The 23,440-nt window shown below is 44.8% G+C and carries 19 protein-coding genes; all 19 read right to left on the bottom strand.

All coding sequences use genetic code 11. From position 1 onward, the window contains the following. Window positions 1-3: 3 nt before the first annotated feature. On the bottom strand, window positions 4-1,323 hold the full coding sequence (gene fliI / locus OCV24_RS04330; RefSeq protein WP_017056875.1) for a flagellar protein export ATPase FliI: 1,320 nt from the start codon (window positions 1,321-1,323) through the stop codon (window positions 4-6). Then, window positions 1,323-2,123: a flagellar assembly protein FliH gene (gene fliH / locus OCV24_RS04325; RefSeq protein ID WP_102506093.1), complete on the bottom strand. Its 801-nt coding sequence runs from the start codon at window positions 2,121-2,123 to the stop codon at window positions 1,323-1,325. Before fliH ends, fliI begins: the two co-directional genes overlap by 1 nt. Window positions 2,124-2,246: 123 nt before the next feature. Beyond that, window positions 2,247-3,308 carry a flagellar motor switch protein FliG gene (fliG, locus tag OCV24_RS04320; RefSeq protein ID WP_046224360.1) on the bottom strand — a complete coding sequence of 354 codons (1,062 nt, stop codon included), beginning with the start codon at window positions 3,306-3,308 and terminating at the stop codon, window positions 2,247-2,249. Then, window positions 3,301-5,043 carry a flagellar basal-body MS-ring/collar protein FliF gene (fliF, locus tag OCV24_RS04315; protein WP_017056872.1) on the bottom strand — a complete coding sequence of 581 codons (1,743 nt, stop codon included), beginning with the start codon at window positions 5,041-5,043 and terminating at the stop codon, window positions 3,301-3,303. Before fliF ends, fliG begins: the two co-directional genes overlap by 8 nt. 16 nt (window positions 5,044-5,059) lie before the next feature. Next, window positions 5,060-5,371 carry a flagellar hook-basal body complex protein FliE gene (gene fliE / locus OCV24_RS04310; protein ID WP_017056871.1) on the bottom strand — a complete coding sequence of 104 codons (312 nt, stop codon included), beginning with the start codon at window positions 5,369-5,371 and terminating at the stop codon, window positions 5,060-5,062. 132 nt (window positions 5,372-5,503) lie between these two features. Further along, entirely contained in the window at window positions 5,504-6,913 is a 1,410-nt protein-coding gene (locus OCV24_RS04305) for a sigma-54-dependent transcriptional regulator (protein ID WP_150878071.1), read from the bottom strand. A 32-nt stretch (window positions 6,914-6,945) separates the two neighbouring features. Then, complete coding sequence (locus OCV24_RS04300) at window positions 6,946-7,986, bottom strand: sensor histidine kinase (RefSeq protein WP_017056869.1); 1,041 nt, start codon at window positions 7,984-7,986, stop codon at window positions 6,946-6,948. Window positions 7,987-8,170: 184 nt separating this feature from the next. Continuing rightward, window positions 8,171-9,637: a sigma-54 dependent transcriptional regulator gene (locus OCV24_RS04295; protein ID WP_017056868.1), complete on the bottom strand. Its 1,467-nt coding sequence runs from the start codon at window positions 9,635-9,637 to the stop codon at window positions 8,171-8,173. A 228-nt stretch (window positions 9,638-9,865) separates the two neighbouring features. Beyond that, on the bottom strand, window positions 9,866-10,276 hold the full coding sequence (gene fliS / locus OCV24_RS04290) for a flagellar export chaperone FliS (RefSeq protein WP_017056867.1): 411 nt from the start codon (window positions 10,274-10,276) through the stop codon (window positions 9,866-9,868). Between the two features lie 12 nt (window positions 10,277-10,288). Then, entirely contained in the window at window positions 10,289-10,594 is a 306-nt protein-coding gene (locus OCV24_RS04285) for a flagellar protein FliT (RefSeq protein ID WP_102506095.1), read from the bottom strand. 3 nt (window positions 10,595-10,597) lie between these two features. Continuing rightward, complete coding sequence (gene fliD, locus OCV24_RS04280) at window positions 10,598-12,607, bottom strand: flagellar filament capping protein FliD (RefSeq protein WP_150878069.1); 2,010 nt, start codon at window positions 12,605-12,607, stop codon at window positions 10,598-10,600. A 22-nt stretch (window positions 12,608-12,629) separates the two neighbouring features. Then, window positions 12,630-13,055 (bottom strand): flagellar protein FlaG, encoded by a 426-nt coding sequence (flaG, locus tag OCV24_RS04275; RefSeq protein ID WP_017056864.1) that lies wholly within the window; start codon window positions 13,053-13,055, stop codon window positions 12,630-12,632. Window positions 13,056-13,135: 80 nt separating this feature from the next. Next, window positions 13,136-14,266, bottom strand: a complete 1,131-nt coding sequence (locus OCV24_RS04270) for a flagellin (RefSeq protein ID WP_017056863.1) — start codon at window positions 14,264-14,266, stop codon at window positions 13,136-13,138. Between the two features lie 472 nt (window positions 14,267-14,738). After that, a complete protein-coding gene (locus OCV24_RS04265) occupies window positions 14,739-15,872 on the bottom strand; it encodes a flagellin (RefSeq protein ID WP_065311174.1) in 1,134 nt (377 codons plus the stop codon). Window positions 15,873-16,496: 624 nt separating this feature from the next. Then, a complete protein-coding gene (locus OCV24_RS04260) occupies window positions 16,497-17,633 on the bottom strand; it encodes a flagellin (protein ID WP_017056861.1) in 1,137 nt (378 codons plus the stop codon). A 417-nt stretch (window positions 17,634-18,050) separates the two neighbouring features. Further along, window positions 18,051-19,241, bottom strand: coding sequence for a flagellar hook-associated protein FlgL (gene flgL / locus OCV24_RS04255; RefSeq protein WP_017056860.1), 1,191 nt, complete (start codon window positions 19,239-19,241; stop codon window positions 18,051-18,053). 9 nt (window positions 19,242-19,250) lie between these two features. Then, window positions 19,251-21,131: a flagellar hook-associated protein FlgK gene (gene flgK, locus OCV24_RS04250; protein ID WP_046225002.1), complete on the bottom strand. Its 1,881-nt coding sequence runs from the start codon at window positions 21,129-21,131 to the stop codon at window positions 19,251-19,253. 221 nt (window positions 21,132-21,352) lie between these two features. Next, window positions 21,353-22,270, bottom strand: a complete 918-nt coding sequence (gene flgJ / locus OCV24_RS04245; protein ID WP_046225001.1) for a flagellar assembly peptidoglycan hydrolase FlgJ — start codon at window positions 22,268-22,270, stop codon at window positions 21,353-21,355. 10 nt (window positions 22,271-22,280) lie between these two features. Continuing rightward, window positions 22,281-23,372 (bottom strand): flagellar basal body P-ring protein FlgI, encoded by a 1,092-nt coding sequence (locus OCV24_RS04240; protein WP_017056857.1) that lies wholly within the window; start codon window positions 23,370-23,372, stop codon window positions 22,281-22,283. Between the last annotated feature and the right edge of the window lie 68 nt (window positions 23,373-23,440).

The following is a 23,440-nucleotide window of genomic DNA, read 5'->3' as shown; positions in this document are numbered from 1 at the left end:
TCGTTAGCCACCCAATACATGTTTCAACATGTTGACGCACATGTCGTATGGGACAGTTTCTTTCATCTTCTGCTGCAAGTACTCATCCAGTTTTGGTTTCAACGTGAAGGCACTATCGATTGCTGGATCCGTTCCTGGCTTGTATGCACCAATCGACACCAAATCTTGGTTTTTACGGCAGATAGACAGCACTTGCCTTACCGCTTTCGACATCAAGACATGTTCTTCAGTGGTAATTTGCGGCATAACACGACTGACGGATTTCTCAACATCAATCGCAGGATAATGACCGGCATCGGCCATCTCACGCGACAACACAACGTGACCATCGAGAATCGCTCGCGACGCATCCGCAATCGGATCTTGTAAGTCATCGCCTTCGGTTAACACGGTAAAGAAAGCGGTAATTGAACCTTGTTCATCATTGCCGTTACCTGCTCGTTCCACCAGCGCAGGAAGCTTAGCGAAGACTGATGGCGGATAACCTTTGGTTGCTGGTGGCTCACCCACAGACAGAGCAATTTCACGCTGAGCCTGAGCAAAACGGGTCAATGAATCCATTAGTAACAGAACATCTAAACCTTGGTCTCGGAAGTACTCGGCGACAGCCAACGCGGTTTGACAGCCTTTTAAACGCATCAATGGTGATGAATCTGCAGGAGCGGCAACAACAACCGAACGTTTACGGCCATCTTCACCAAGAATCTCTTCAATAAATTCTTTAACTTCTCGTCCACGCTCACCAATTAGCCCGACTACCACCACTTGTGCCGTTGTGCCTCGAGTCATCATGCCGAGCGTAACCGACTTACCCACACCAGAACCCGCAAATAGGCCGATACGCTGCCCTTTCCCCACCGTGAGCAAACCATTAATGGCTTTTAATCCTACATCAAGTGGTTCAGAAATCGGTTTACGAGCTAGAGGGTTGATTGGCTCAGCATTAAATGAAGCGCGTTGCTCAGTATAAATTGGACCTAGCCCGTCGAGTGGATTACCGACACCATCGATCACTCGACCAAGCAACTCCATCCCAACCGGAATACCGCTCTCTGAGGTCATTGGCGTGACACGAGCGCCAGGTAATATCCCAGTGATTTGCTCACTTGGCATCAAAAATAGATTATCGCCAGAGAAGCCGACCACTTCTGCTTCCATATGACCAGACATGGTTTCAACTAAACACAGGCTGCCGATGGGTGCTTTACAGCCCGTCGCTTCCAGCGTTAAGCCAATTACTCGTACTAACTTACCTGATGCAATTGGTCGCGATTTTAGCCCTTCGACTTTGTATTGGCTAAGACGGTTCGCTAACTCAAGCATTACTCATGGCCTTGGTGACGGTTTACGCCGCAGAAACTATGAAGCACGTTCTTCACACGCTCTTCCATGCGGTAATTAACACTCGACTCACCCGCTTCGATTTGTACGTCACCACGATTGAGTGCAGGCTCTGCCACCAGCGTCCAATTACGGCAATCCAATTCAGTCTCGCCATACGCAGAGCGAATAATCGCGACGTCTTCAGGGTTAAGCTTCAATGTGATCGCGTGACCAGAGATCGGCAATGACTCTACCGATTCTTTGACGGTATCTAATATGATTTGTGGATTGGTTTGCACTTCAACATGAACCACTTCTTTGACCATGGTAAGTACCATGTCGACCAATTGTTTCTCCACCTGAGCGTTCATTAGCTCTAACGGTTGAGCGAACTGGTTTGCCAGCCCCATGAAGACGGCCACCTGCTGTTGAATGTACTCTTGACCCGCGGTTACGCCTTCAAGCTTCCCGGCTTCGTTGCCTTCTTCATGACCTGCGGCAAAACCTTCTTCTTTTCCTTTTTCATAGCCTTGCTTAAAGCCCGCCTCTTGGCCTTGATGCAGTCCTTCCTGAAAAGCGCCTTGTTTAATCAGCTCTATTTGCTCTTCAGTCAGAACCAGCTCTTCATCTTCAATGGCTTCTTCAACCGTTGGCATCCAACTAGGGTCGTAGTTAAAGGCGGTTTCTTTAGCTTGTTTGCTCACATCAGAGGTGTAGTCAGGCAGCCCCCATTTCTGAGGTTGGGCAACCGTATTATCTTCTTCAGGGCGAAGGAAGCCGCGTTTTCTATCACCTGACATATCAGTACCTATCTATGAGTAAGTCAAACTGCATTGTAAATTCAAGCAGTTAAACTTCATTAATTTATGGTTCGAGATTGGATAAAAAAAGCCCCAGCAGTGTGGGGCTTTGAGGTTTCTGTATTAAAGGAACTCGTCGGCGCCACCAGACAGCATAATCTCGCCACTGTCTGCCATTTTCCTAGCAATCCCCAAAATCTCTTTCTGAGCCGCTTCAACGTCAGAAACTTTCACTGGCGGCATCGCCTCAATATCGTCTCTCATCATATCTGCTGCACGTTTCGACATGTTCTTGAAGATCTTCTCACGTAAACCTTCATCAGCGCCCTTAAGGGCTTTCTGTAGAACGTCTTGTGGAACATCACGCAGCAACCTCTGGACACCTTGATCATCAACTTCAATAAGGTTTTCAAAGACAAACATCAAATCTTGAATCTGCGTTGCCATGTCTTCGTCTTGGTCACGGATTTGATCCATCAAGACGCCTTCCACGTTGTTGTCCATGTAGTTCATGATCTCAGCCGCGGCTTTCAGGCCACCAATTTTGGCAGCTTGAGCACCCGCTTGACCCGCGAACTGTTTCTCCATGATTTCGTTCAGTTCAGCAAGCGCCGAAGGTTGTACTTCTTCAAGGTTGGCAATACGCATCATCAGATCCAGACGAACGCGTTCTGGGAACTGAGACAATATTTCTGCCGATTGGTCAGAATCGAGGTACGACAACACAATGGTTTGAATTTGAGGGTGCTCGTTGATGATAATGCTCGCCACCTGACGAGGATCCATCCACTTAAGCGAATCCAAACCTTTCGAACCTGTGCCGAGGAGGATTTGGTCAACAAGGTTATTCGCCTTATCTTCACCAAGGGCAGCCACCAGCGCATTACGCATGAAGTCTTCGCTGCCCATACCAATGTTGGTATACTTCTGAATATCATCCAAGAAAGCACGGTGCACTGCGCCTACTTTCTCTTGGGATAGGTCTGTAGCTCGCGCCATCGCACTACCCACACGCTGAACCTGCTTTGGCTCTAGGTGACGAATAATGCCAGCAGCATCTTCTTCATTTAAACTTAGCAATAAGATCGCAGCGCGTTCATCGCCTGAGATAGAGTCGATATCCACGCTAGAGACATCAAGCACTTCACCGCCTTCCGTTTGTTGTGGAGCTATTTCGTTAGCCATCTACCATCCAATTTTTAACTACTTGAGCTGCTAGCTCTGGTTCATTCGCTACGAGTGCACGCACTGCTTTCAGCACGTCTTCGTCTTTATGAAGGTTTGGTAAGTCAATACTTGAACCAAACTCAAACAGTTCGCCACCTTCGATATCTCCACCAATTAAGCTGGTTTCGCCATCAGCACCAATTGGCATACCGTCAGGACCATACATCTGTTCATCGTTGTCCGCTGCAGGATTAAGCAGTTTTTTCATTGCTGGACGAACAAGCACCAACACCACCACAATGATGACCAACGCACTTGCGAACCAACGTACCCAATCATTAAAGTTTGGATGCTCCCAAATTGGGACATCTGGGACAATGTCAGTGACTTGTGGTGCAAACTGCATGCTTAATACGTTGAGCAAATCGCCACGGGTTTCATCAAAACCCACAGTGCCAATCAAAACCTGGCGAATCGCGTTGATCTCGCTCACAGGGATTGGCGTGTGGACCACTTCACCCGTATCTGGATTCAATGATTGACGGTCTTTTATCGCGACAGATACTGTCTGACGGTTAACCGTTCCACTCTGTTTACGTTCGTGGCTAATGGTTGTGTCTAACTCGAAGTTTCGGGTCGCTTCTTTATGAACCGAACCTTGGCCCGTCAAAGAACCATCTTTCATTTGGGCAACATCTTGTGGAATTGAGGCATCAGCAGGTGGCTGATTACTCAAAGCACCTGGAATTCCGGCAACCGTATTGCCATTATTGTAGTCTTCTAGCGTGTACTCACTTCGAGTCGCGGGGGTATTTGGATCAAAACGTTTTCTCGTTTGCTCCACCGCACTAAAATCGAGCTGAATATCCACCTGAGCGGTATAGTTACCAAACCCAAGAATAGGAATCAGAATAGAGTCAATTTTTTCACGCAGCGCTTGCTCTTGGTTACGCTCTAATTCATGTTCTTTACGACGCGCCGCTGACATAGGGTCTTGAGAGCCTGAGCTCAACAATCGACCATGCTGATCGGTTACGGTAATACGTGAGGTTTTCATTCCCGGAACGGCACTCGCCACCATATCCACAACAGAATCCACCTCTTGCTGCTTAAGGTTGGTGCCCGTTTTAAGAGTTAGGAATACAGAAGCAGAGGCTTCTTGATTGTGACGCACGAACACACTTTGCTTTGGCAAGGCCAATAAAACCTGTGCTTTACGAACCTGTTTCATCTGTTCAATGGCTTTCGCAAGCTGTCTTTCACGGCTTAACTTAAGGCGCTCTTGCTCCAAACGTTGTGACACACCAAAACCCATATCTTGCATGAGAATGTCATCACCCGCGTTTCGCTCTTGGTTCAAACCAGCTCGAACCATATTCAACTTCAGAGAGTTGTACTCGCTGGCAGGAACAGAGATAGTGTTGCCTTCAAGAGAGTACTCGATCTTTTGCAGATCTAAGTAATCCAGAACGGGGATCAACTCTTCTGTTTCGTAAGCCCCTAATGGACGCATTTCTGGCTCTTTTACCCAGAAAAAAAGCATAACAATAAGCGCTACACAAATAGAGATGGAAAGAACTAATACAACCTGACGAAGTAAATCGAGATCGCCCACGGCCATATCGAATTTCGATGAACTGCGTTCACCCAGATCGGGGTTTTGCCCTTCTCCGTCAAGCTCAGAACCTGCAATAAGTGCGTGATCGTTACTATCGTTTACGGTTAAATCTGTTGTTTGACTATTATCTGCCACTATTTAACTACCTAAATTATACCGGCATATTCATCAGCTCTTTGTACGATTCGACCAATTTATTTCTAATTTGGATCGTCGCCTCAAAAGCCACACTAGATTTATTACGAGCAATCATCACATCGGATAGAGACACGCTTTGGTCACCACTATCAAAACGTGCTTGAAGATTACCTGAGGTCTTTTGTAATGAGTTCACATTATTGATGGCTTTCGTAAGCATGTTGCCAAAATCTGCACCGACCGCTTGCCCTGTTACTGTAGGACGCGCGCTAGCAGCTTCAACCATCATTGCCTGCATTTCGCCTTGTAAACCATCTATTTTCATCTACCACCTCAGGAGTCAAAATTATGACTATCTATTTCGCTGTATTATTGACTGAGCAATTAGCGTGCCACACATTATTTTGACTAGACATCGTACTACAACAATCAGAAAGCTGGCACTACTAATCTATCCTCAGTTTGGGATATCTATTCCAGCATCACGCATTTTCGCCAACTTATAGCGCAATGTACGAGGACTAATGCCCAGTTTTTCGGCCATATCTTTGCGTCGACCATTACACGCGATCAAGGTTTCAAGAATTATCGCATACTCTTGATCTCTAAGTTCATTACCAAGTCCTTCACTACTAGCTACTACTTTATTGATTGGGTTTGCTTCAGAAATAGGTTTAAGTTCTGGCGCCATAACATCACTGCCTTCAACAATTTGTTGGAGACCACTCGCATCTTGCCAATCAACACCTTCAAGAAGGATATGCTCACCAGATATATGCTCTTTCTCACTCAATATTAGAGCACGCTGTATTACATTATCCAATTCACGCACATTTCCTGGCCACGGATAATTGACGAGTTTGTTAGTGGCTTTGACTGACAGAGTCGGTACTGGCATACCAAGTTTGGTGCAATGGCGCTCGATCAGATGCTTAGCTAAAGGCTCAATATCCCCTTTACGTTCACAAAGTGGTGGCCAAGAAATAGGGAAAACATTCAGTCTGTAGTATAGATCTTCACGAAAATTCCCTTCAGAAACATACTGTTTAAGATCTCGGTTACTGGTCGCCAACACACGAACATCTAACTTGATGCTCTTACGACTACCTAGGCGTTCAACTTCGCGCTCTTGCAACACGCGCAGTAGTTTCGCTTGTAGGCTAAGATCCATTTCACTGATCTCATCCAACAAAATAGTACCACCTTGCGCCTGTTCGAATTTACCCGGACACGCCTGAATAGCGCCAGTAAAAGCGCCTTTTTCATAACCAAACAGGGTCGCTTCCAACATATTATCGGGGATCGCAGCGCAGTTAATCGCGACAAACGGTCCATCCTTACGACTGGAAGCATTGTGAATATAACGAGACATCACCTCTTTACCAGAACCACTAGGCCCAAGCACCATGACATTGGCGTCAGTTTTCGCTACTTTATCAGCCAGCATCATTAACTTGATGCTCTTTTCATCGGCAACGATAGCATCACCATTGTCATCCGACTTAACGGGAGCATAGCGGCTCACCATGTTTAGCAGTACTTCTGGCGCAAATGGCTTCGCCATATAGTCGATCGCGCCCTCTTTCATTGCCGCCACGGCATCTTCGATGTTGGCATAGGCAGTCATCAACAGTACCGGTAAATTTGGCCAATGCTGCTTGATGTTTCGCAATAGTGCCAAACCACCCATGCCCGCCATTTGAACGTCAGACACAACAATATCAACAGAGTTGGATTTTAATTTTACCAGAGCATCTTCCGCACTATCCGCTTCCAGCCATTCATAGCCAGCAAGCGCGAGAGTATCGACAAGGGCTTCGCGTAGACCTTCATCATCTTCGACGATTAACACTTTGCTTTGAGCCATAGGATTCTCCAGTGTAAATTCAGTTCAACTTATTAGTCTTCAGTAGAAGCGCTTCTTTCAAGTGGCAAGCACATGGTAAAACATGCGCCATCACCTTCTTCTGAGATCAATTCCAGCCGGCCTTCATGGGCTCGACATACCATTTGTACAACCGCTAAGCCTAAACCTGTACCTTGAGAACGGGTGGTAAAGAAGGGTTCCATAATTTTACCTTGAAGCTCCTTGGGTACACCGGGGCCACTGTCTTGTACTGATATCTTAAGTTCACCGTTTACCGGTCTAAAAAACACATCAATCTGCGATTCCTTACCAGCAATTTGAACCGCATTCAAAACCAAGTTGCTTAACGCCGAAGCGATCGCATTAGCATTACCAAACATTTGAGTCTCTTCGCCTTCAACTTCTTGGCAATAATCAATCTGGTTGGTTTTTAATGCCGCTTCAACCATGGGATGGAATTCATTGATCAATTCAGCCACAGTAAATGGCTTAACTACTTTGTTGTCGCCACCTTTAGCAAACAACAGCATATCATTAACTTGCTTCTCTAAGTCATGCAACCTGTCCATAAGCTTAGATTGAAAACGCGTCTTTGTTGCCGACGGTAGGTTTGGCGCGGCAAGGTTTGATGCATACAGCATCGCGCTAGAAAGTGGAGTGCGAACCTGATGCGCAAGCGAAGCTACCATTCGACCTAACGACGACAAGCGCTGGAGATCACTCACACGAGATTGCAATAGGCGAGTCTCAGTCAGGTCGGTAATCAATATCAGTTGACCTGTCGTAGAAGCTGAAATCGCTAAACGCACTTTTCGTCCGTTCTTTAATGAGATCTCATGACCATCATCGTCTTTTGGGTCGAAGGCACTTTGAATCACCGAAAACCACTTCTCACCAACTAACTCAACACTGAGAATACGGTGCGCTTCTGGGTTGGCTTCTCTCACTTCACCATGTGTATCTAACAAGATAACACCAGCGGGCATCACATCGAGCACTTGTTTATAGCGCTCAACTTGCTGCTCAACAGAATCTAGATGTGACTGATTTTCTGGTTCGTTAGATACGTGCATATCAAAAATTTGCCTCAAATACTAAAACAGCCTGGCACGTACAATACGAGTCAGGCTATTTGCTATATTTATCACATAGTTAATCAAGCAACAACTCGGCTATGTTTTATCGATTCAATTAGTTAAAGTTAAAATTTAGCTAAAAGTATGTACTATTTTTTGTGTTTTCGTCTAAAGCTAAATACTAACGCTGTAAGTTATATTTACGCATTTTTTCAACCAGAGTGGTTCTTCGCATTCCAAGCATGTCGGCAGCACGAGCAACGATCCCCCCCTGAGCCTCCAAGGCTTGACTAATCATGTTCACTTCCATATCAGCGAGCAGCTCTTTCAGATTAACCCCTTCAGCGGGTAACTCTTGAGGCGCATTCACATTATCGGCAATATCATCTTGCTGATCAAAACTGAAATCTTCGGAAAACAAGTCCGCCAATGCATCGCGCTCTTGTTCTTCTTCAGAGGTAAAGCTATTAAATTCAGGTTGGAACTCAGGAATATCGCTGTATCTGTACTTCGTTGGAAGATGATTAACGTCGACCAGACTATTCGGATAGAGGATCAACATTCGTTCAATGAGGTTAGCAAGTTCACGAACATTACCTGGCCAATCATGTTCCATCAAAGAGTTGATGGCACGCGGCGTAAAGCAAATAGGCATGCTACCTTCCGCTTCCATTCTGGTCATTAGCTCTTGAAGCAACAGTGGAATATCTTCTTTACGATGTTGAAGTGCCGGCATTTCAATCGGGAAGACATTCAAGCGGTAGTAAAGGTCCTCACGGAAAGATTCATCGTCGATCATATCTTCGAGGTTGCGGTGTGTGGCTGCTATCACACGGACATTAGCTTGAATGGTAGTGTTGCCACCTACGCGTTCAAAGCAACGCTCTTGTAAAACACGTAACAGTTTAACTTGCATCGCCATTGGCATATCACCAATTTCATCAAGGAACAACGTGCCACCTTCGGCTAACTCAAAGCGGCCTTTACGTGCGGTAATTGCGCCGGTAAACGCCCCTTTCTCGTGGCCAAATAGTTCACTTTCGAGCAAATCGGCTGGAATCGCGCCACAATTCACAGGCACAAATGGTCCAGTACGACGCTTAGAATGGTAGTGAATATTACGCGCTACCACTTCTTTACCCGTACCCGATTCGCCAAGAATCAATACGTTAGCTTCCGTAGAAGAGACTTGTTCAATTAAGTGACGTACTTCTTGAATGCCTGAACTTTGCCCCACTAGGCTACGAAACAGCGTGTTCTTACGTGCCGAAGACACAACTTGCCCCCCTTTTCGGCCTAAGAAGTCTTTACAGTGCCTTAATGCATCACTTAATTGAGGGTAGTTGAGAGGAAGCTCGAGTTCGCCAACGAAGTTAGTTAGCTCATCAACCGAGTAATTGTTTTTGCTAATCACAAGTAAAGGAATGTGATTGGCGTGAACAAGCTGTTCATTCAATAATATGTTGAAGCCTTTACCTTTAATTGAGCCGATAATACAGCCTGCCCACGGTAATGACCAGTCAACTTTGCGCGCTTGTTCAGAGCTGATAACTTCACAGCTCTCTCCTACAAACTCTAATATTGTGCTTAAATTGTGACGATCTTGAGCGTTATCGTCGACGACAAGCAGTTTTGCCAAACCTTGCATAAGTAGGAATTATTGCCTTTATTTTGGTGCGATGCGGAAAAACGGTGAGCAACGTAATCGATAAAAACAGAAAAAAATATCAATGATTATGTTTACGTGAACAAATTAAGGAAATCAGCAACGAAAAAAGCCATTAGGCTATCTAATGGCTTCTATTTTATTTGATTAAAAAAATAAGGCAACCAACCAATTAAAGGATATGAGATTGGTTTAAACTGCAATTTTTCGTTAAATACCTACCTCAGTAGAGGTCAAGTTGTGATATTCATTCGGAATTTGGTCCCAAGCGCCCTTAATTTCGCGGATAATATCAACAACATCATCAATGGGTTGTGGATCATTTTTGTGATTTGCCGCAGAAATTTGCGTGATCATGAACTCATAAAGTTGATCTAGGTTTTTCGCTATATCGCCGCCGTCATCCATAGACAGGCAACTACGTAGGCTAATAATGATATCTAAAGCTTTACCAAGTCGCTCACCTTTCACTGGGATATTACCCGCCTGCATTGCCGCCTTGCCTTGGATCAAGCGCTCAATAGCACCTGCCATTAACATTTGCACAATTTTATGCGGTGAAGCAGCCGTTAGCTGACTATCCACTGATACCTTTTTATATGCCTGTAAAGAACCGCGCATAGTAAACCTCTTCTATAAAAACTTTTTGTATTGTTGAACTGATTTAGCACCGTGACGATACTTGTGTAGGTTTTCACCTATTCGATTCGTCTCAGACTGCATCAATTCGACCAATTTTCTGGTTCTGGTAATGGCTTCAAACCATTCAGAACTTTGCTTAACGTCAGGATGTGAGTCGATTAATTGAAACACGTTTTGCAATAACTGATCTCTGTTATCGACAAGCTGTGTTATTTCTTCAGCATTAATTTCACTTAATTCGAGCTTAGAGATAATTAGTTGATCTAGTTCACAAAGCTTTTGAAGTTGTCCATTCATCTACTAGCCCAACGCATTCATCATACTGCCCAACTGAGATTGCATCTTACTGGTCGCATCTTGCATCGCAGTGAACTTAGAGTGAGTGCGGTTCTCTAGGCTATCCATGCGGCGGTCGAGCGCGCTTTGGTCATCCGCTAGACGATAATTTTGCTCGACTAAGCTCTTTTCTCTCGTACGAATTGAGCCAGTGACACCAGTGATGCCTTGAATCGCATCTTCGACTTTTTTAGCGAAACCGTTGTTGCCCCCGAAGAACTCTCCCAACTTGTCGAAGTTGTTGTTCAGTTGGCGGTCGAGCATGTCGTAGTTGATCTCTAACGAGCCTTGTCTTGTGGTCGTGATACCAAATTCAGTCAAAGATTTTAGGTTATCAGGCGCGCCTTCAATGCTTGATGAGAACACACCTTTTAATCGTGAGTCAGCGTTACGCACGGTACTGTCGCCAGAAAGAGGGCCTTTTTGCCCAGTCGTTGGGTCAACGCCCGCCAAGTTTTTAGACACTTGGTAAAACTGATTGTAAGAATTAACAAAAGCTTCAATGTCTTGACGAACACTATTACGGTCGTACTCCACACCAATTTCTGCTGGCGGCTTATCTTTTGGTGTTTTTCCTTTTACCGTAATATCGATCCCTTCCACGGCATCTTCAATCACATTGTTATTACTAGAGAGCTGAGCAACGCCATCCAACACCACCATTGAGTCTTGTCCAGCTTGAACTTCAGCCATACCACTGTAGGCATCAAAAGCCTGTTGAGCCTGAACCAAGTCAGCTTGTGCTTTATCGACCTTCTCTAAATGCTCACGCTCTTCCGGTTCTAATTTGGCACGTTCAATCTTTTTAGCTTGTTCAGCCGTCAATTCGCCTTTTTGAACTTTCTCAGCCAGATCCGCTTTTTCTTGTGAAATTTTTTCTTCGATACGCGCTTGTTCAGCCTCAAGCTTTTGTTGGGCTTCTTTTGGTGTCACGTAGGAATCGGTCAGCGTACCTGATGCGGCATTGGACCACCCCGGCACATCGGGTGCCTTCTCTATCGCCTTTTCATCAAGCTCAAGTTCTGGAGTGTAATAAGAGTCCAATAACGTACCAGAGGCCGTTTCCGTCCAGCCTGGAATATTATCTTCAGGCATCACCGATTTTGCAGCCTGAGCAGCGTCTAGAGCTGCTCGACCATCGGCTGCAGCCTGCTCGCCGTAGCTAAGGCTATCACTCTTAGCAGAATTACCCTTTCCACCTTCTTGTGGCGGAATCTGATTGCCGTCAGCATCAAGTTGAGACTTATTAGCCTCACTAAAGGGTTCTAAGACTGCAACTTCTTGCCCTGGTGCAGGCTTAGAAAGGATCTCTTGAGCGGAAAGACGAGCTTTCTCCAACGTTTTAACACGCTCTTCAAGAGTCTTGTATTCGAGTTTTTTGAGAGGATTGGCAGTATCAGATTCAACATTGATACTGATCTGCTGATCGGAACCGGACTGGTTCGAGGCAACAATAAGTCGTGGGCCTTCAACATCATTGATAACCGATGCGCGAACGCCTGGGTTGCTATCTGCGCCGTTTATGCTGCGAACAATATCGATAAGTTTCGATCTATCGCCAACTTGTACATCAAAACTATTGTCGCCAAGCGAAATCTGCAGCTTACCTGGGCCAAACTTCATATCCTCTGATAGTACATCAGAAGCCACTTTATGGCTCTGGGCAAGCTGCAACACATCGATGGCATATTTGCCAGCGATCGCTTCAGTAGTCGCGGTCGCAGAAACAAGACCTTCATCGGTACTTTCCACTGTTCGCACAGCAAAAGCTTTTTCCTGACGAAAGTTTGTCATCAGGTTTTTCATCGAGTCAAGGGATTCTCTGAGTCTTCCATAGGCACTAATGCTGGTATCGATTCGCGTTCGTTCATTGTCGATTCGTTGCTGTTTAGGTACGCGCTCCGAATCAACAATTTTGCTGACCATGGAATTGATATCCATGCCAGACGAAATCCCCATTGGGCCAAAACTCATTAAATCACCTCAATAATACGACTTAAACCTTCACCTCAAATATTCGACTATTCGAGTTTTGGGCTGCTAGGCGTCTTAGAATTTCAAGCATTTCTTCATCGGGTATTTGGCGAATAATATCACCGGTTGTGGTCTCATAAATGGTCACCACATCCCGACCTGACTCTTCATCGACTTTAAAAGCAACACCCTTGTTAAGAGAGGAGATAAACTCGTTTACCTTCTCCACCATCTTGACTCGCTCTTCATCATTTAGCTCTTGTCTATCTTGAGCTAATTGAATCGCTGCTGCGGTAGCCTCTTCTTTTGATTTATCTACCTTGTCATAAGATGTTGCTTCTTTCAGTCGTGAAGTGCTCGACGCACTACTACCTTCATCGCTTGCAAATTTAATGCCATTGGGTGAGCCATAAGGCTGGATGTTCGATGCGTTGGATGGTATTTCCATAACACTCTCCCTCCCTCCTTTATGAGCCATACAGTAAAACTCTACAAGAGTAGAGTTTACTGCTACTTACCGAAGTAAGTTTAGCCCAATAAGCTTAGAGCTGCTGACGGTGACTGCTTCGCTTGCGCTAAGATAGAAGTACTCGCCTGTTGCAGAATTTGAGACTTCGTCATTGCCGTTGTTTCTTTCGCGTAATCGGTATCTTTGATACGGCTCTTAGATGCATTAACGTTTTCGTTGATGTTGTCTAAGTTGCTAATTGCGTGGTCAAAACGGTTTTGGAAAGCACCAAGAGAAGCACGGTTACTATCAACAGATTTTAGTGCGCCATCAATAATAGATACTGCTTCGTTTGCACCCGCAACCGATGTTACGTCGATGTCGTTAACAGTAACGTCTTTACCAGCACCAATACCTAATTCACCAGCAAGGCTGCCCCCAAATTCAACATCGCCTTCAACTTTTTGGCTTGAAGCGAAAAGTTGCAGTTTGCCACCTTCACCTACAGACGCTTTAACATCTTGGCTTTGACCATTGATGTAAGTTGCTAGCTCTTCGATGTCGTTGCCTTCCTTCGCAGAAATAGACAATTCTTGTGCTTCACCAAACTTATCGTTGTATTTGATCGTTAAGTCAGCACCAGCACCTACACGCCAAGAAGCATCTTTGCCTTCTTCTACGCTGTAGCTCTTACCACCCATATCTTGAGTGTCAGTACGCATGTTATTCATTGTGAGCATTACTGCTTCACCAGAATCTGCACCGATTTGGAAAGATTGACTGCCGTAAGTACCGTTAAGAAGCTTGTTACCACCAAAAGAGGTCGTTTCAGCGATACGGTTAAGTTCTGTATTTAGAGCAGAAACTTCTTCTTGGATCGCAACACGTTCAGATTTGCTGTTCGAACCGTTTGAAGATTGAAGAGAAAGGTCACGCATACGTTGCAGAATGTTGGTTGACTCATTCATTGCACCTTCAGCTGTTTGTGCAATAGAGATCCCGTCATTCGCATTTTTCACAGCCATATCTAGGCCACGGCTTTGCGACGTTAAGCGGTTAGAGATTTGTAGGCCCGCAGCATCATCTTTTGCGCTATTGATTTTATAGCCAGAAGACAAACGCTCCATTGATTTTTGAGTACCTTCAGCCGCGCTATTTAGGTAGCGCTGAGCCGTCATTGCAGACACGTTAGTGCTTACATTAATCGCCATAGTTGATCTCCTTTAGGCATTTTTTTTAATGCACCTATGTGACTCTCACCTCACACAAATACATATCAAATTGTTTTATGTACCATTGTCTCTCTCACCTTACATTGGTACATATCATTTCTCTCAATCCCTTTAACGGCCCCTTAGTTAGAAGCTTTAATAAAAAATGTGCTTTTTTTCGTATTCTTTTCAACAACAAAGAAAAGTGTGACCGAACTTCAACTAATAAAACATCATTTCCCGCTCCCGTGATTCTCTACGACGAGGAATGAAAGTGATGGGACTCGCTTTACTCCCACTCCTCAGCTCCGCAATTTCCCAGCCCCTTCCGATACCAAACAACAGGCAATAAAAAACCCAGCCGAAGCTGGGTCTGTTTAGCGCTCATCTCTCACCACGAGCTAATTTGTGGAAGCCTAACGTTAACGCTTATGCTCAACAACGCTTATAGTCAACGTGGCCTTTCAATCGATTAACCTAGTAGGCTAAGTGCCGAGTTCGGTGCTTGTTTCGCTTGAGCAAGAATCGAACTTGAAGCTTGAGAAAGGATCTGAGACTTAGTCATCTGAGTCGTTTCTTTCGCGAAGTCGGTATCTTTAATACGGCTCTTAGAAGCATTAACGTTTTCGTTAATGTTGTCTAAGTTGCTGATAGCGTGGTCGAAACGGTTTTGGAAAGCACCCAGTTCAGCACGGTGGCTGTCTACATACTTAAGTGCCGCATCGATTACTGCTACAGATTCTTGTGCGCCACCAACAGACGTTACGTCGATAGTATCAACCGTGACTTCTTTGCCCGCTTGGATGCCTAGCTCACCAGCAAGACCGCCAGAGAAAGACACATCGCCGCTCACTTTGTTATTGCCTGTGAACATTTGTAGCTTGCCGTCTTCAGTCACAGATGCTTTAACAGAATCTTGTTGACCGTTGATGTACGTTGCTAGCTCTTCGATGTCGTCACCCGCTTTTGCGTTGATGTCGATTTCTTGTGCTTGACCGAAGTTATCAGTGAACGACAGTTTCAGGTCGTTAGAGCCCGCTTGAACGTTCCAATCTTTGTCTTTTGCATTCTCAGTTTGGTAGCTCTTACCACCCATCTGAGCGTTATCAGAGCGCATGTCTTTCAGTTGAAGCATTACCGCTTCACCGTTATCCGCACCGATTTGGAATGATTTAGTCCCGTGAGTACCGTTAAGCAGCTTGTTACCACCAAAAGACGTCGTTTCCGCGATACGGTTCAGTTCATCGTTCAGTGCGGTTACTTCTTCTTGAATCGCTACACGCTCAGATTTTGAGTTTGAGCCGTTTGAAGATTGTAGAGACAAATCACGCATACGTTGCAGGATGTTGGTTGTCTCGTTCATTGCACCTTCAGCCGTTTGTGCAATCGAGATACCGTCGTTCGCATTACGTACAGCAACATCAAGACCACGACTCTGAACATTCAAACGGTTCGAGATTTGTAGGCCCGCAGCGTCATCTTTTGCGCTGTTGATTTTAGAACCTGAAGATAGGCGCTCCATTGATGTTTGTTGTGCGTTGTTTGCATTATTTAGGTAACGTTGCGCTGTCATCGCTGAAACGTTGGTATTTACATTCACTGCCATGGTGATTTCTCCAATTGATTTTCCGGTATAGCGGTTTCCGACGTCTCGGAAAACCAAGTAGTTCTCTCAAAGTTACTTTTAATAACGGCTCGAAAACACGAAGCTTTAGAAAAACTTTTGAAAAACTACAAACAAAATAATAAGTCTTTATTTTTCAGTATTTTATTTTTTATGTTTTTCTAAAATAACCACTCATATCGACGAACAAAAGATTTCAATGTGTTCATAAAACATACAAAACGTTCTTCAAATGAATCAACGCATAGAAATGCTCCATCACCTAACATTTCATACTGCCGTGAATCTGGAGATCCAGGCGAATGATTGGACATAAAGTCGATCGATAACAGAATAGGCAAAGAAGCTAGTGGGAGCCCAAGAGGCAGAAAGCAGAAAGGAAAAAGCCCCTTTTCCTTTGAGAGAACCGGGGCTAGTTGGCGCGTCAGAGCCTGTGTGGAGATCATCGAGAAATGAACACATTTCCGACTTGCCGTTGCATTCTTACTGTAAAAATGGATAGCAGGTGAGAGATGAGAGAGCTAAACATTCAATAGTAAGTATGCTTGCCAGTTTCCCTTGCTGCATGGCTCACGTCTGAACACGAGCAGCAAGTTCAACCAATAACTATTGCAATAGTGACATTGCAGAGTTAGGCAACTGTTTTGCTTGAGCAAGTATCGAAGTACCTGCTTGTTGCAGAATTTGTGATTTGGTCATTTGCGTCGTCTCTTTCGCAAAGTCCGTATCTTTAATTCGGCTGTTAGAAGCGTCTACGTTCTCTTGTACGTTTGCCAAGTTATTAATACTGTGGCTTAGACGGTTCTGTTTCGCACCTAAATCAGCACGCTGTGAATCTACGTACTTCATTGCAGAGTCAATCACGCTGATCGCGTTCTGTGAACCTGCAACACTAGTTAAGCTAACGTCTTGCACTGATGTAGGACGACCTTCGCTCTTAATACCTAGCTCAGAAGCTAGACCACCAGAGATCGACATTGCACCTTCGAGATCAGGTTCAGCAACGAATAGTTGCAAACGGCCTTCATCAGTCACCGATGCGTTCACTAAATCAGACTGACCATTAATGTAAGTCGCTAGCTCTTCTATATCATCACCCGCTTTGGTATTGATATCTAAAATGATGTCTTCGCCCGCTTTAGTCTTGAATTCGAACTTAAGGTCGCGAGCTTGTGCAGGCACTTCCCAGTTCTTATCTTTAGCGTTTTCAGAATCAAATGTAGTGCCCCCCATGCGGAAGTCATCAGCACGGATACTCGTTAACCCCATGATCATGGCTTCACCGGAGCTAGCACCGATCTGGAATGAGGCTTCACCAAATGAACCGTTCAATAGGCGGCGGCCACCAAAAGAGGTTGTTTCAGCGATACGGTTAAGCTCATCTTGAAGTGCCATTGACTCTTCATTCAGTGCAGTACGCTCTGCCGGCGAGTTGGTACCGTTTGATGATTGAATCGCCAAATCACGCATACGTTGTAGTACGTTGGTTGATTCGTTCATCGCACCTTCAGCGGTTTGAGCGATCGAAATACCGTCATTGGCATTACGCATTGCCACATCAAGACCACGAGATTGAGCTGTTAAGCGGTTCGAAATTTGCAAACCCGCTGCATCATCTTTTGCGCTGTTGATCTTGTGACCCGATGACAAACGCTCCATTGAAGTCGCTAAGTCATTCGACGCTTTATTCAGGTAACGCTGTGCTGTCATAGCAGATACGTTAGTACTTACATTAATAGCCATTTTGCTCTCCTTATGAGTCCGCAAACTTTCTGCGAAGCGGCCAGCTTTACTCTCATATGGATAAGCACTGACCGTGTATTACTCGATAAACCCTATACAAGGTTTAAGATCTGTATTAATCATTTATAACCAACACAGATACAAGTTGTATGCCAAGTTTAATCTCATATGAATAATTTTTTAATTATCTAAAAATCAAAAACTTACAAACAACACTGCGCAACTATGATTTTCTACTATTAGAAGGTAAAAACATTCACCTTCCTTATTGCCGTTTTTTGCCGCTATTCTAGAAACATCAGACTTCGTACAAAAAAGCGGCAAACTATGTCGTCATTCGCACGTATGGCATAGCACATACGGCAAGGAATCAACGCCATGGTGATCGACAAGTCACCACTAAATACCGATTAATTATTAAATATAGTTAAACAAGGTCAGGTCTTTGGTTTTGCCAAACGCTTGTTGAGAAGCTTGCAGTGCCCGAGAGTTTTCATTGAATTCAATGATTGCTTTCGAATAATCCAAATCTTCAAAGTTGCTTTTTGCTTTTGCTAAAGACAACTTAAAATCTTCATGTTGTTGTTCTTGAATATCCAAGGTATTCAAACGCGCACCGACATCGGTTCTTGCCTTCGTCAAATGAATAAACGCAGCATGGAACTCTTCGGTCACTTGATGCAGTTTCGCGGTCGCCGACGCATCTGAAACCGGATGTTCTGCTTGCTCTGCCGCCTCTTTGAACGTATCAAAAATAGAGAATGTCTCTCTCGGCTCTAAGGTGATTGAGTCCCCCTTAGTGATCTGGCCTTTGATTTGAATATTCAGCCCTTCGTAAACAATGCCTGTCGAAGGATCAAAATCTTCTGCCGCAACCACTGCGCCATCTTTTTCAAGTTGATAAGCGAACTTACCCGTCTGCATGTCGACGAAAGTCACTTTATAGGTAGAACCATCTTCAGCGCTGTTAGTCGCACGCTCGAGTAATAACTCAGAGGCAGGCTCAAGCTCATATTGGGGCTCGTAATCACCAAACGGGTTATCTATTTCCATAAATAACTTGCTGCCCGGATCATTCATTGCCATCTCAAAGCTACTTGCCACACGCATCTTGCGTTGGTAATCATCACCTTGATACGTCACGTTCCCTTCGTTATCTCGAAAGAAAGGCTGGTTCTTCGGCTTAGTGCCCGCAAATGTATAGTTACCCGACTCATCTTGAGAGTTGGCCAAGTACAAAAAGTTATTCGCCAGTTCTTCAATTTCACGCTGCTTAGCTAAACGGTCTTCCGGTGAAAGCGCGCCGTTGATCATTTCCATTACGGTTCGTTTGGCTTCATCAGCAAACCCTTCCGAGTTAGACATCATAACTTCATGATGCTCTAAACGATTTCGAACCAACGTAATAGCATCAACATATTGTTTCAGTTGCTCAGATTGCTGACCAATATTTTGTAGATAGTGGGTCGCCAACGGGTCATCACTTGGTGACTGTAACTTCTTACCAGAAGCGAGTTGCGCTTGGTTGTGATGCACCTTGTTCTCTTGGCGGCGCAAGTCATTTTGTACTGACTGATAGTTATGGAAGCTAGAAATACGATTCAACATTTACACTTCCTATCTCAGAGCCAAAATAGTGTTAAACGTATCATTGGCAGCTTGCATGATGCGTGAGGAAGCCATGTACGCTTGCTGAAATTTCATCATATTGGCTGCTTCTTCATCGAGATTGACCCCGGATACCGAAGCAATACGCTCTTGAGCTGACTGTTTTTCTAAGGTCGCAATATCACTCAAGCGATTGGCCGTTGAAGACTTCAACCCCATATTGGTATTCAAGTTATGGTAAAGGTCTAAAATCGTAGACTCACCATCGTTCAAAATTTTTCCGGTTTGTAGATTTTGCATCTTACGTAGATTACCGTTGTCACCTTCTGATGGGACAAGGTTTGCCGTAAATTTATCGTTTGCCACCGCTCCCGGAGTTAACTCAAACGTGGTGCCGTTAATAGTGACCGGTCCTTCAGGCGGATAAGGTTGCGGCTGCATTAAAATATTGCCTTTCGGATCCGTCACCGCAAACTGCTCACCCTTGGGTGACACAATAACTTCGAACTCGCGCAGTTGACCCGCTTGTAAAATTTTGAAACCGGCCGTGCCTTTGGCAAACGTGGTCGATGCTTCATAACTTTGCGCAGTAATGTCTTTTGGATCTTTGGTTTCCATCTGAATCTGTGCGGCAAAATTGCGAGTTGGACGCAACAGCAATTTCTCTCCAAGCTCAGGAGGGTTGCGAATTTCTACTCGCATACCATCAAGATTAAAAGCGTTGCCACTTGAATTAGTGCTGACTTTTACCGTTTCACCGTTAGGCTTGGTTACGACATAGTCGCTGCCATCATACTTAAGGCCATACTCTCCGCCTTTTAAAGCAGAGGTGTCATCTATATAAACCGCAACATCAGCCTTTGACTGGCTGCTCGCCGTCACGCGTGATTTTGCCACCCGCTCAGAATTCACATCGGTGAACAGGTTTTTACCCACGTTGCCATTAAGATCTAAACCTTGCGATTGCAACTCATTTACTTTGTGTGAAAACGCCGTCGCCAAACGACCCAGTTCATCCATGACTTCTGGAATGTGGTCATCTCGCATGTCTAACATGGCACCGATTTTTCCATCGATATCACTGCTAGTGATCGGTTTTAGAGACTTTCCTTCAATAATCGCTAAGCGACGTTGATGTACATCTGGCAGGCCATCGACCATTTTTAATTGGCTCGCTTCACTACCAGAAACTAAGGTATGGCCATTACCGATATGGACATTAAAACCTTCAGCATTAGAGCGTGGCGTCACCGTTACTTTGGTGTACCCAGACAGCTCATTAATCAGTTTCTCATGCTGATCTCGTAAGTCATTATGAGGCCCAGGAGTTCGCATCATTAAGCGTTGAACATCACGAATCTCGATCGCGAGTTGGTTAACTCGCTCTATACCCATGTCTAGTTTTTTATTCGTAGAATCAGATTGTTGGCGCACCGTTTCATGAAATTCATTCAGTGTTTTGCTTAACAGCTCGGCTTTTTCTAACACCACTTTTCTCGCACCTACATCATTAGGTGTATCAGCGAGTGTCTTAACCGAATCAAACCATTCATTAAGGTTTTCTGGGATCTTCTTTGAAGCGACCGATGACAACATACTCGACAGCATGTCGAGGTTGGCTTCGGTATCGCCTTTGTTGGCGGCATTGGTTGTCGATAAGTTAAGTTCTTTAACGGCAAACTGATCCCAAGAGCGGCGAACATTTTCCACGTGCACACCCATACCATAGGACTGGCCACCGTACTGACGCGGGTCATTCACACCTTGAATTACAGATTGGCGGCTAAAGCCCTCTGTATTGGCGTTAGAAATGTTATGACCTGTGGTGTTTAACTGTCTCTGAGCAGTAAGAACACTTTGTGCCCCTACATTCAGAAGATCCGACGCCATAATGCCCCCAAAAAACTTAACAAAATCAGAATGAACTGATTAACTACAACCGTATATCACTAAGATAACAAGCAATATATGTGCCAATAGAAATAACGGAGAGTTAAAGACAATAATTTATTGAAGTGTAAGGAGATAACTATGGACAACGTGGCAAGGTTTGAGGTGACGGATAAGAAAAAAGCCTGCCAATGGCAAGCTCTCAATGCTAGTTGATTGCGCTAATTCATCTCATCAATCTTCGCTTTAACGCGCAATACTTTATCGGCATAGTTAGGGTCAGTTGCATAGCCAGCTTGGTGGATACCTTTGATGAAGTTCTCTGAGTTACCTTGATGCTTCAATGCCGTTTCGTATCTTGGATTTTCATTCAAGAACTTCACATAGTCATTAAAGCTGTCTTCGAAGTTTGAGTAAGAACGGAAAGACGCTGACTCTTTGACTGCTGTTTTACCATGGAACTCAAGAGTTTGCGTAGCAACCTTATCGCCCTTCCAACTTCTATCGGCTTTGATGTTGAATAGGTTATTACTATTACCCAAAGAGTTTTTAACCATTTTAGAACCCCAACCTGTTTCAAGAGCGGCTTGTGCTAATAGCAACGATGAATCGACACCGAGCGCACTTGCTGCTTTCTCAGCATAAGGCTTCATTGAGGTAACAAACGATTCTGGAGAATCAAAAGAGACTGGTTGTTTAACAGCGGAAGCAGATTGAACTTCAGATATTCTGTCTTCTGAACGGCCAGAGAACTGAGGTCTTTGCAGTGAAGTATCAAAGCCTTCACTACGAACCTTATCTTCTGCCGCATCGCTTGCTTGACCAGCACTTAATTGAGCCACGATCATATCCGCTAGGCCTAGAGAACCTGAAGCACTCAATTCACTCGCCATTTGGTCATCTTGCATCTGACGATAGAACTGCTCGTTCTGGCTGTTCAACATATCCGACTTAAAGCTTGAGTTCGCGTCGCGCATCGACTTAAACAACATAGAGGTAAAAATCGATTCAAACTGTTTTGCCGCAGCCGTCAGTGCTTCTTTTTCGCTGCCCTCTTCACCATTTACCGCTTGTTGACGAAGGCGGTCTAAGCTACCGATGTCGTGAATAAAGCCGATGTCATTGTTATTCTTAATCATGCTTTATTCCTTAGATAATGATCAATTGGCCTTCAATTGCACCGGCTTGTTTCAGTGCTTGAAGAATTGCCATTAAATCAGAAGGCGCTGCGCCTACTTCGTTGACGGCTCGAACCAAATCATCCAACGTTAGACCCGGTTCAAACTTAAACATCTTTCCATCGGCTTCGGTGACTTCGATATCAGAATCAGGAACTACCACTGTTTGACCGCCAGAAAATGCATTCGGCTGACTCACATTCAAGTTTTCTTTGATTGCAACCGTCATACCACCGTGTGTGACCGCAGCCGCTTTTAAGCGAACGTGCTTACCAACCACAATCGTACCAGTACGAGAGTTAACGATGATTTTTGCAGATCCTTCTGCAGGGTCGAATTCGATGTTTTCGATAGCCGATAAGAACGCCACACGTTGGCTGATTTCACGTGGTGCGCGAACTTTTACTGAAGTCGCGTCTACCGCTGAAGCCATTTGTGGACCTAGGAAATTATTAACCGCATCAGCTAAACGCTGAGCCGTTGTGAAATCGGATTGGATTAGATTAAAAGTGATGTAGTCGCCACGGCCAAATGGCGTTGGGATCTCTTGTTCAACTGTCGCACCGCTAGAGATAATACCAACGTTAGGATTGTTACCGACAAGCTTTGAACCGTCGTTACCTTGTGCACTGAAGCCACTTACCACCAAGTTACCTTGCGCTACTGCATAAACTTGACCATCAAGACCTTTTAGGAAGGTTTGTAGCAAGGTACCGCCACGCAAGCTTTTTGCCGAACCGATTGAAGAGACCGTTACGTCAACTTCCTGACCTTGCTTAGAGAAGGCTGGCAATTCAGCGGTAACAATAACAGCCGCTACGTTTTTAGTTTTTGGCTTAGTGCCGGGCGGCAATTGGATGCCAAAATTTTGCAGCATCGCGTTAAACGTTTGATCGGTAAAGGGAGTTGTCTCACCTGTACCCGGCAAACCCGTGACCAGACCATAACCGACAAGTTGGTTACTACGAACACCCGCCACTTTTGCCACGTCTTTAATACGCGCAGCATGGGCACTGGTGGCAAGAAATAGCATGCCGAATAGTACGAGCGTTAGTTTTTTCATTGAGTAACCTGTCTGTATTACTTTAATTTAGAATAGCTTAGCTAAATATGGCTCAGTGATAGAGGCTG

Source organism: Vibrio kanaloae (genome assembly GCF_024347535.1).
Lineage (GTDB): Bacteria > Pseudomonadota > Gammaproteobacteria > Enterobacterales > Vibrionaceae > Vibrio > Vibrio kanaloae.
This window is presented reverse-complemented; position numbering and strand designations above follow the sequence as displayed.

Bases quoted from the DNA above. Each gene is read 5' to 3' on its own strand.
- fliI (WP_017056875.1), bottom strand. From the start codon at position 1,323: ATGCTTGAGTTAGCGAACCGTCTTAGCCAATACAAAGTCGAAGGGCTA.
- fliH (WP_102506093.1), bottom strand. From the start codon at position 2,123: ATGTCAGGTGATAGAAAACGCGGCTTCCTTCGCCCTGAAGAAGATAAT.
- fliG (WP_046224360.1), bottom strand. From the start codon at position 3,308: ATGGCTAACGAAATAGCTCCACAACAAACGGAAGGCGGTGAAGTGCTT.
- fliE (WP_017056871.1), bottom strand. From the start codon at position 5,371: ATGAAAATAGATGGTTTACAAGGCGAAATGCAGGCAATGATGGTTGAA.
- OCV24_RS04305 (WP_150878071.1), bottom strand. From the start codon at position 6,913: ATGGCTCAAAGCAAAGTGTTAATCGTCGAAGATGATGAAGGTCTACGC.
- OCV24_RS04300 (WP_017056869.1), bottom strand. From the start codon at position 7,986: ATGCACGTATCTAACGAACCAGAAAATCAGTCACATCTAGATTCTGTT.
- OCV24_RS04295 (WP_017056868.1), bottom strand. From the start codon at position 9,637: ATGCAAGGTTTGGCAAAACTGCTTGTCGTCGACGATAACGCTCAAGAT.
- fliS (WP_017056867.1), bottom strand. From the start codon at position 10,276: ATGCGCGGTTCTTTACAGGCATATAAAAAGGTATCAGTGGATAGTCAG.
- OCV24_RS04285 (WP_102506095.1), bottom strand. From the start codon at position 10,594: ATGAATGGACAACTTCAAAAGCTTTGTGAACTAGATCAACTAATTATC.
- fliD (WP_150878069.1), bottom strand. From the start codon at position 12,607: ATGAGTTTTGGCCCAATGGGGATTTCGTCTGGCATGGATATCAATTCC.
- flaG (WP_017056864.1), bottom strand. From the start codon at position 13,055: ATGGAAATACCATCCAACGCATCGAACATCCAGCCTTATGGCTCACCC.
- OCV24_RS04270 (WP_017056863.1), bottom strand. From the start codon at position 14,266: ATGGCGATTAATGTAAGCACTAACGTGTCTGCAATGACGGCTCAGCGC.
- OCV24_RS04265 (WP_065311174.1), bottom strand. From the start codon at position 15,872: ATGGCAGTGAATGTAAATACCAACGTTTCAGCGATGACAGCGCAACGT.
- OCV24_RS04260 (WP_017056861.1), bottom strand. From the start codon at position 17,633: ATGGCTATTAATGTAAGTACTAACGTATCTGCTATGACAGCACAGCGT.
- flgL (WP_017056860.1), bottom strand. From the start codon at position 19,241: ATGTTGAATCGTATTTCTAGCTTCCATAACTATCAGTCAGTACAAAAT.
- flgK (WP_046225002.1), bottom strand. From the start codon at position 21,131: ATGGCGTCGGATCTTCTGAATGTAGGGGCACAAAGTGTTCTTACTGCT.
- flgJ (WP_046225001.1), bottom strand. From the start codon at position 22,270: ATGATTAAGAATAACAATGACATCGGCTTTATTCACGACATCGGTAGC.
- OCV24_RS04240 (WP_017056857.1), bottom strand. From the start codon at position 23,372: ATGAAAAAACTAACGCTCGTACTATTCGGCATGCTATTTCTTGCCACC.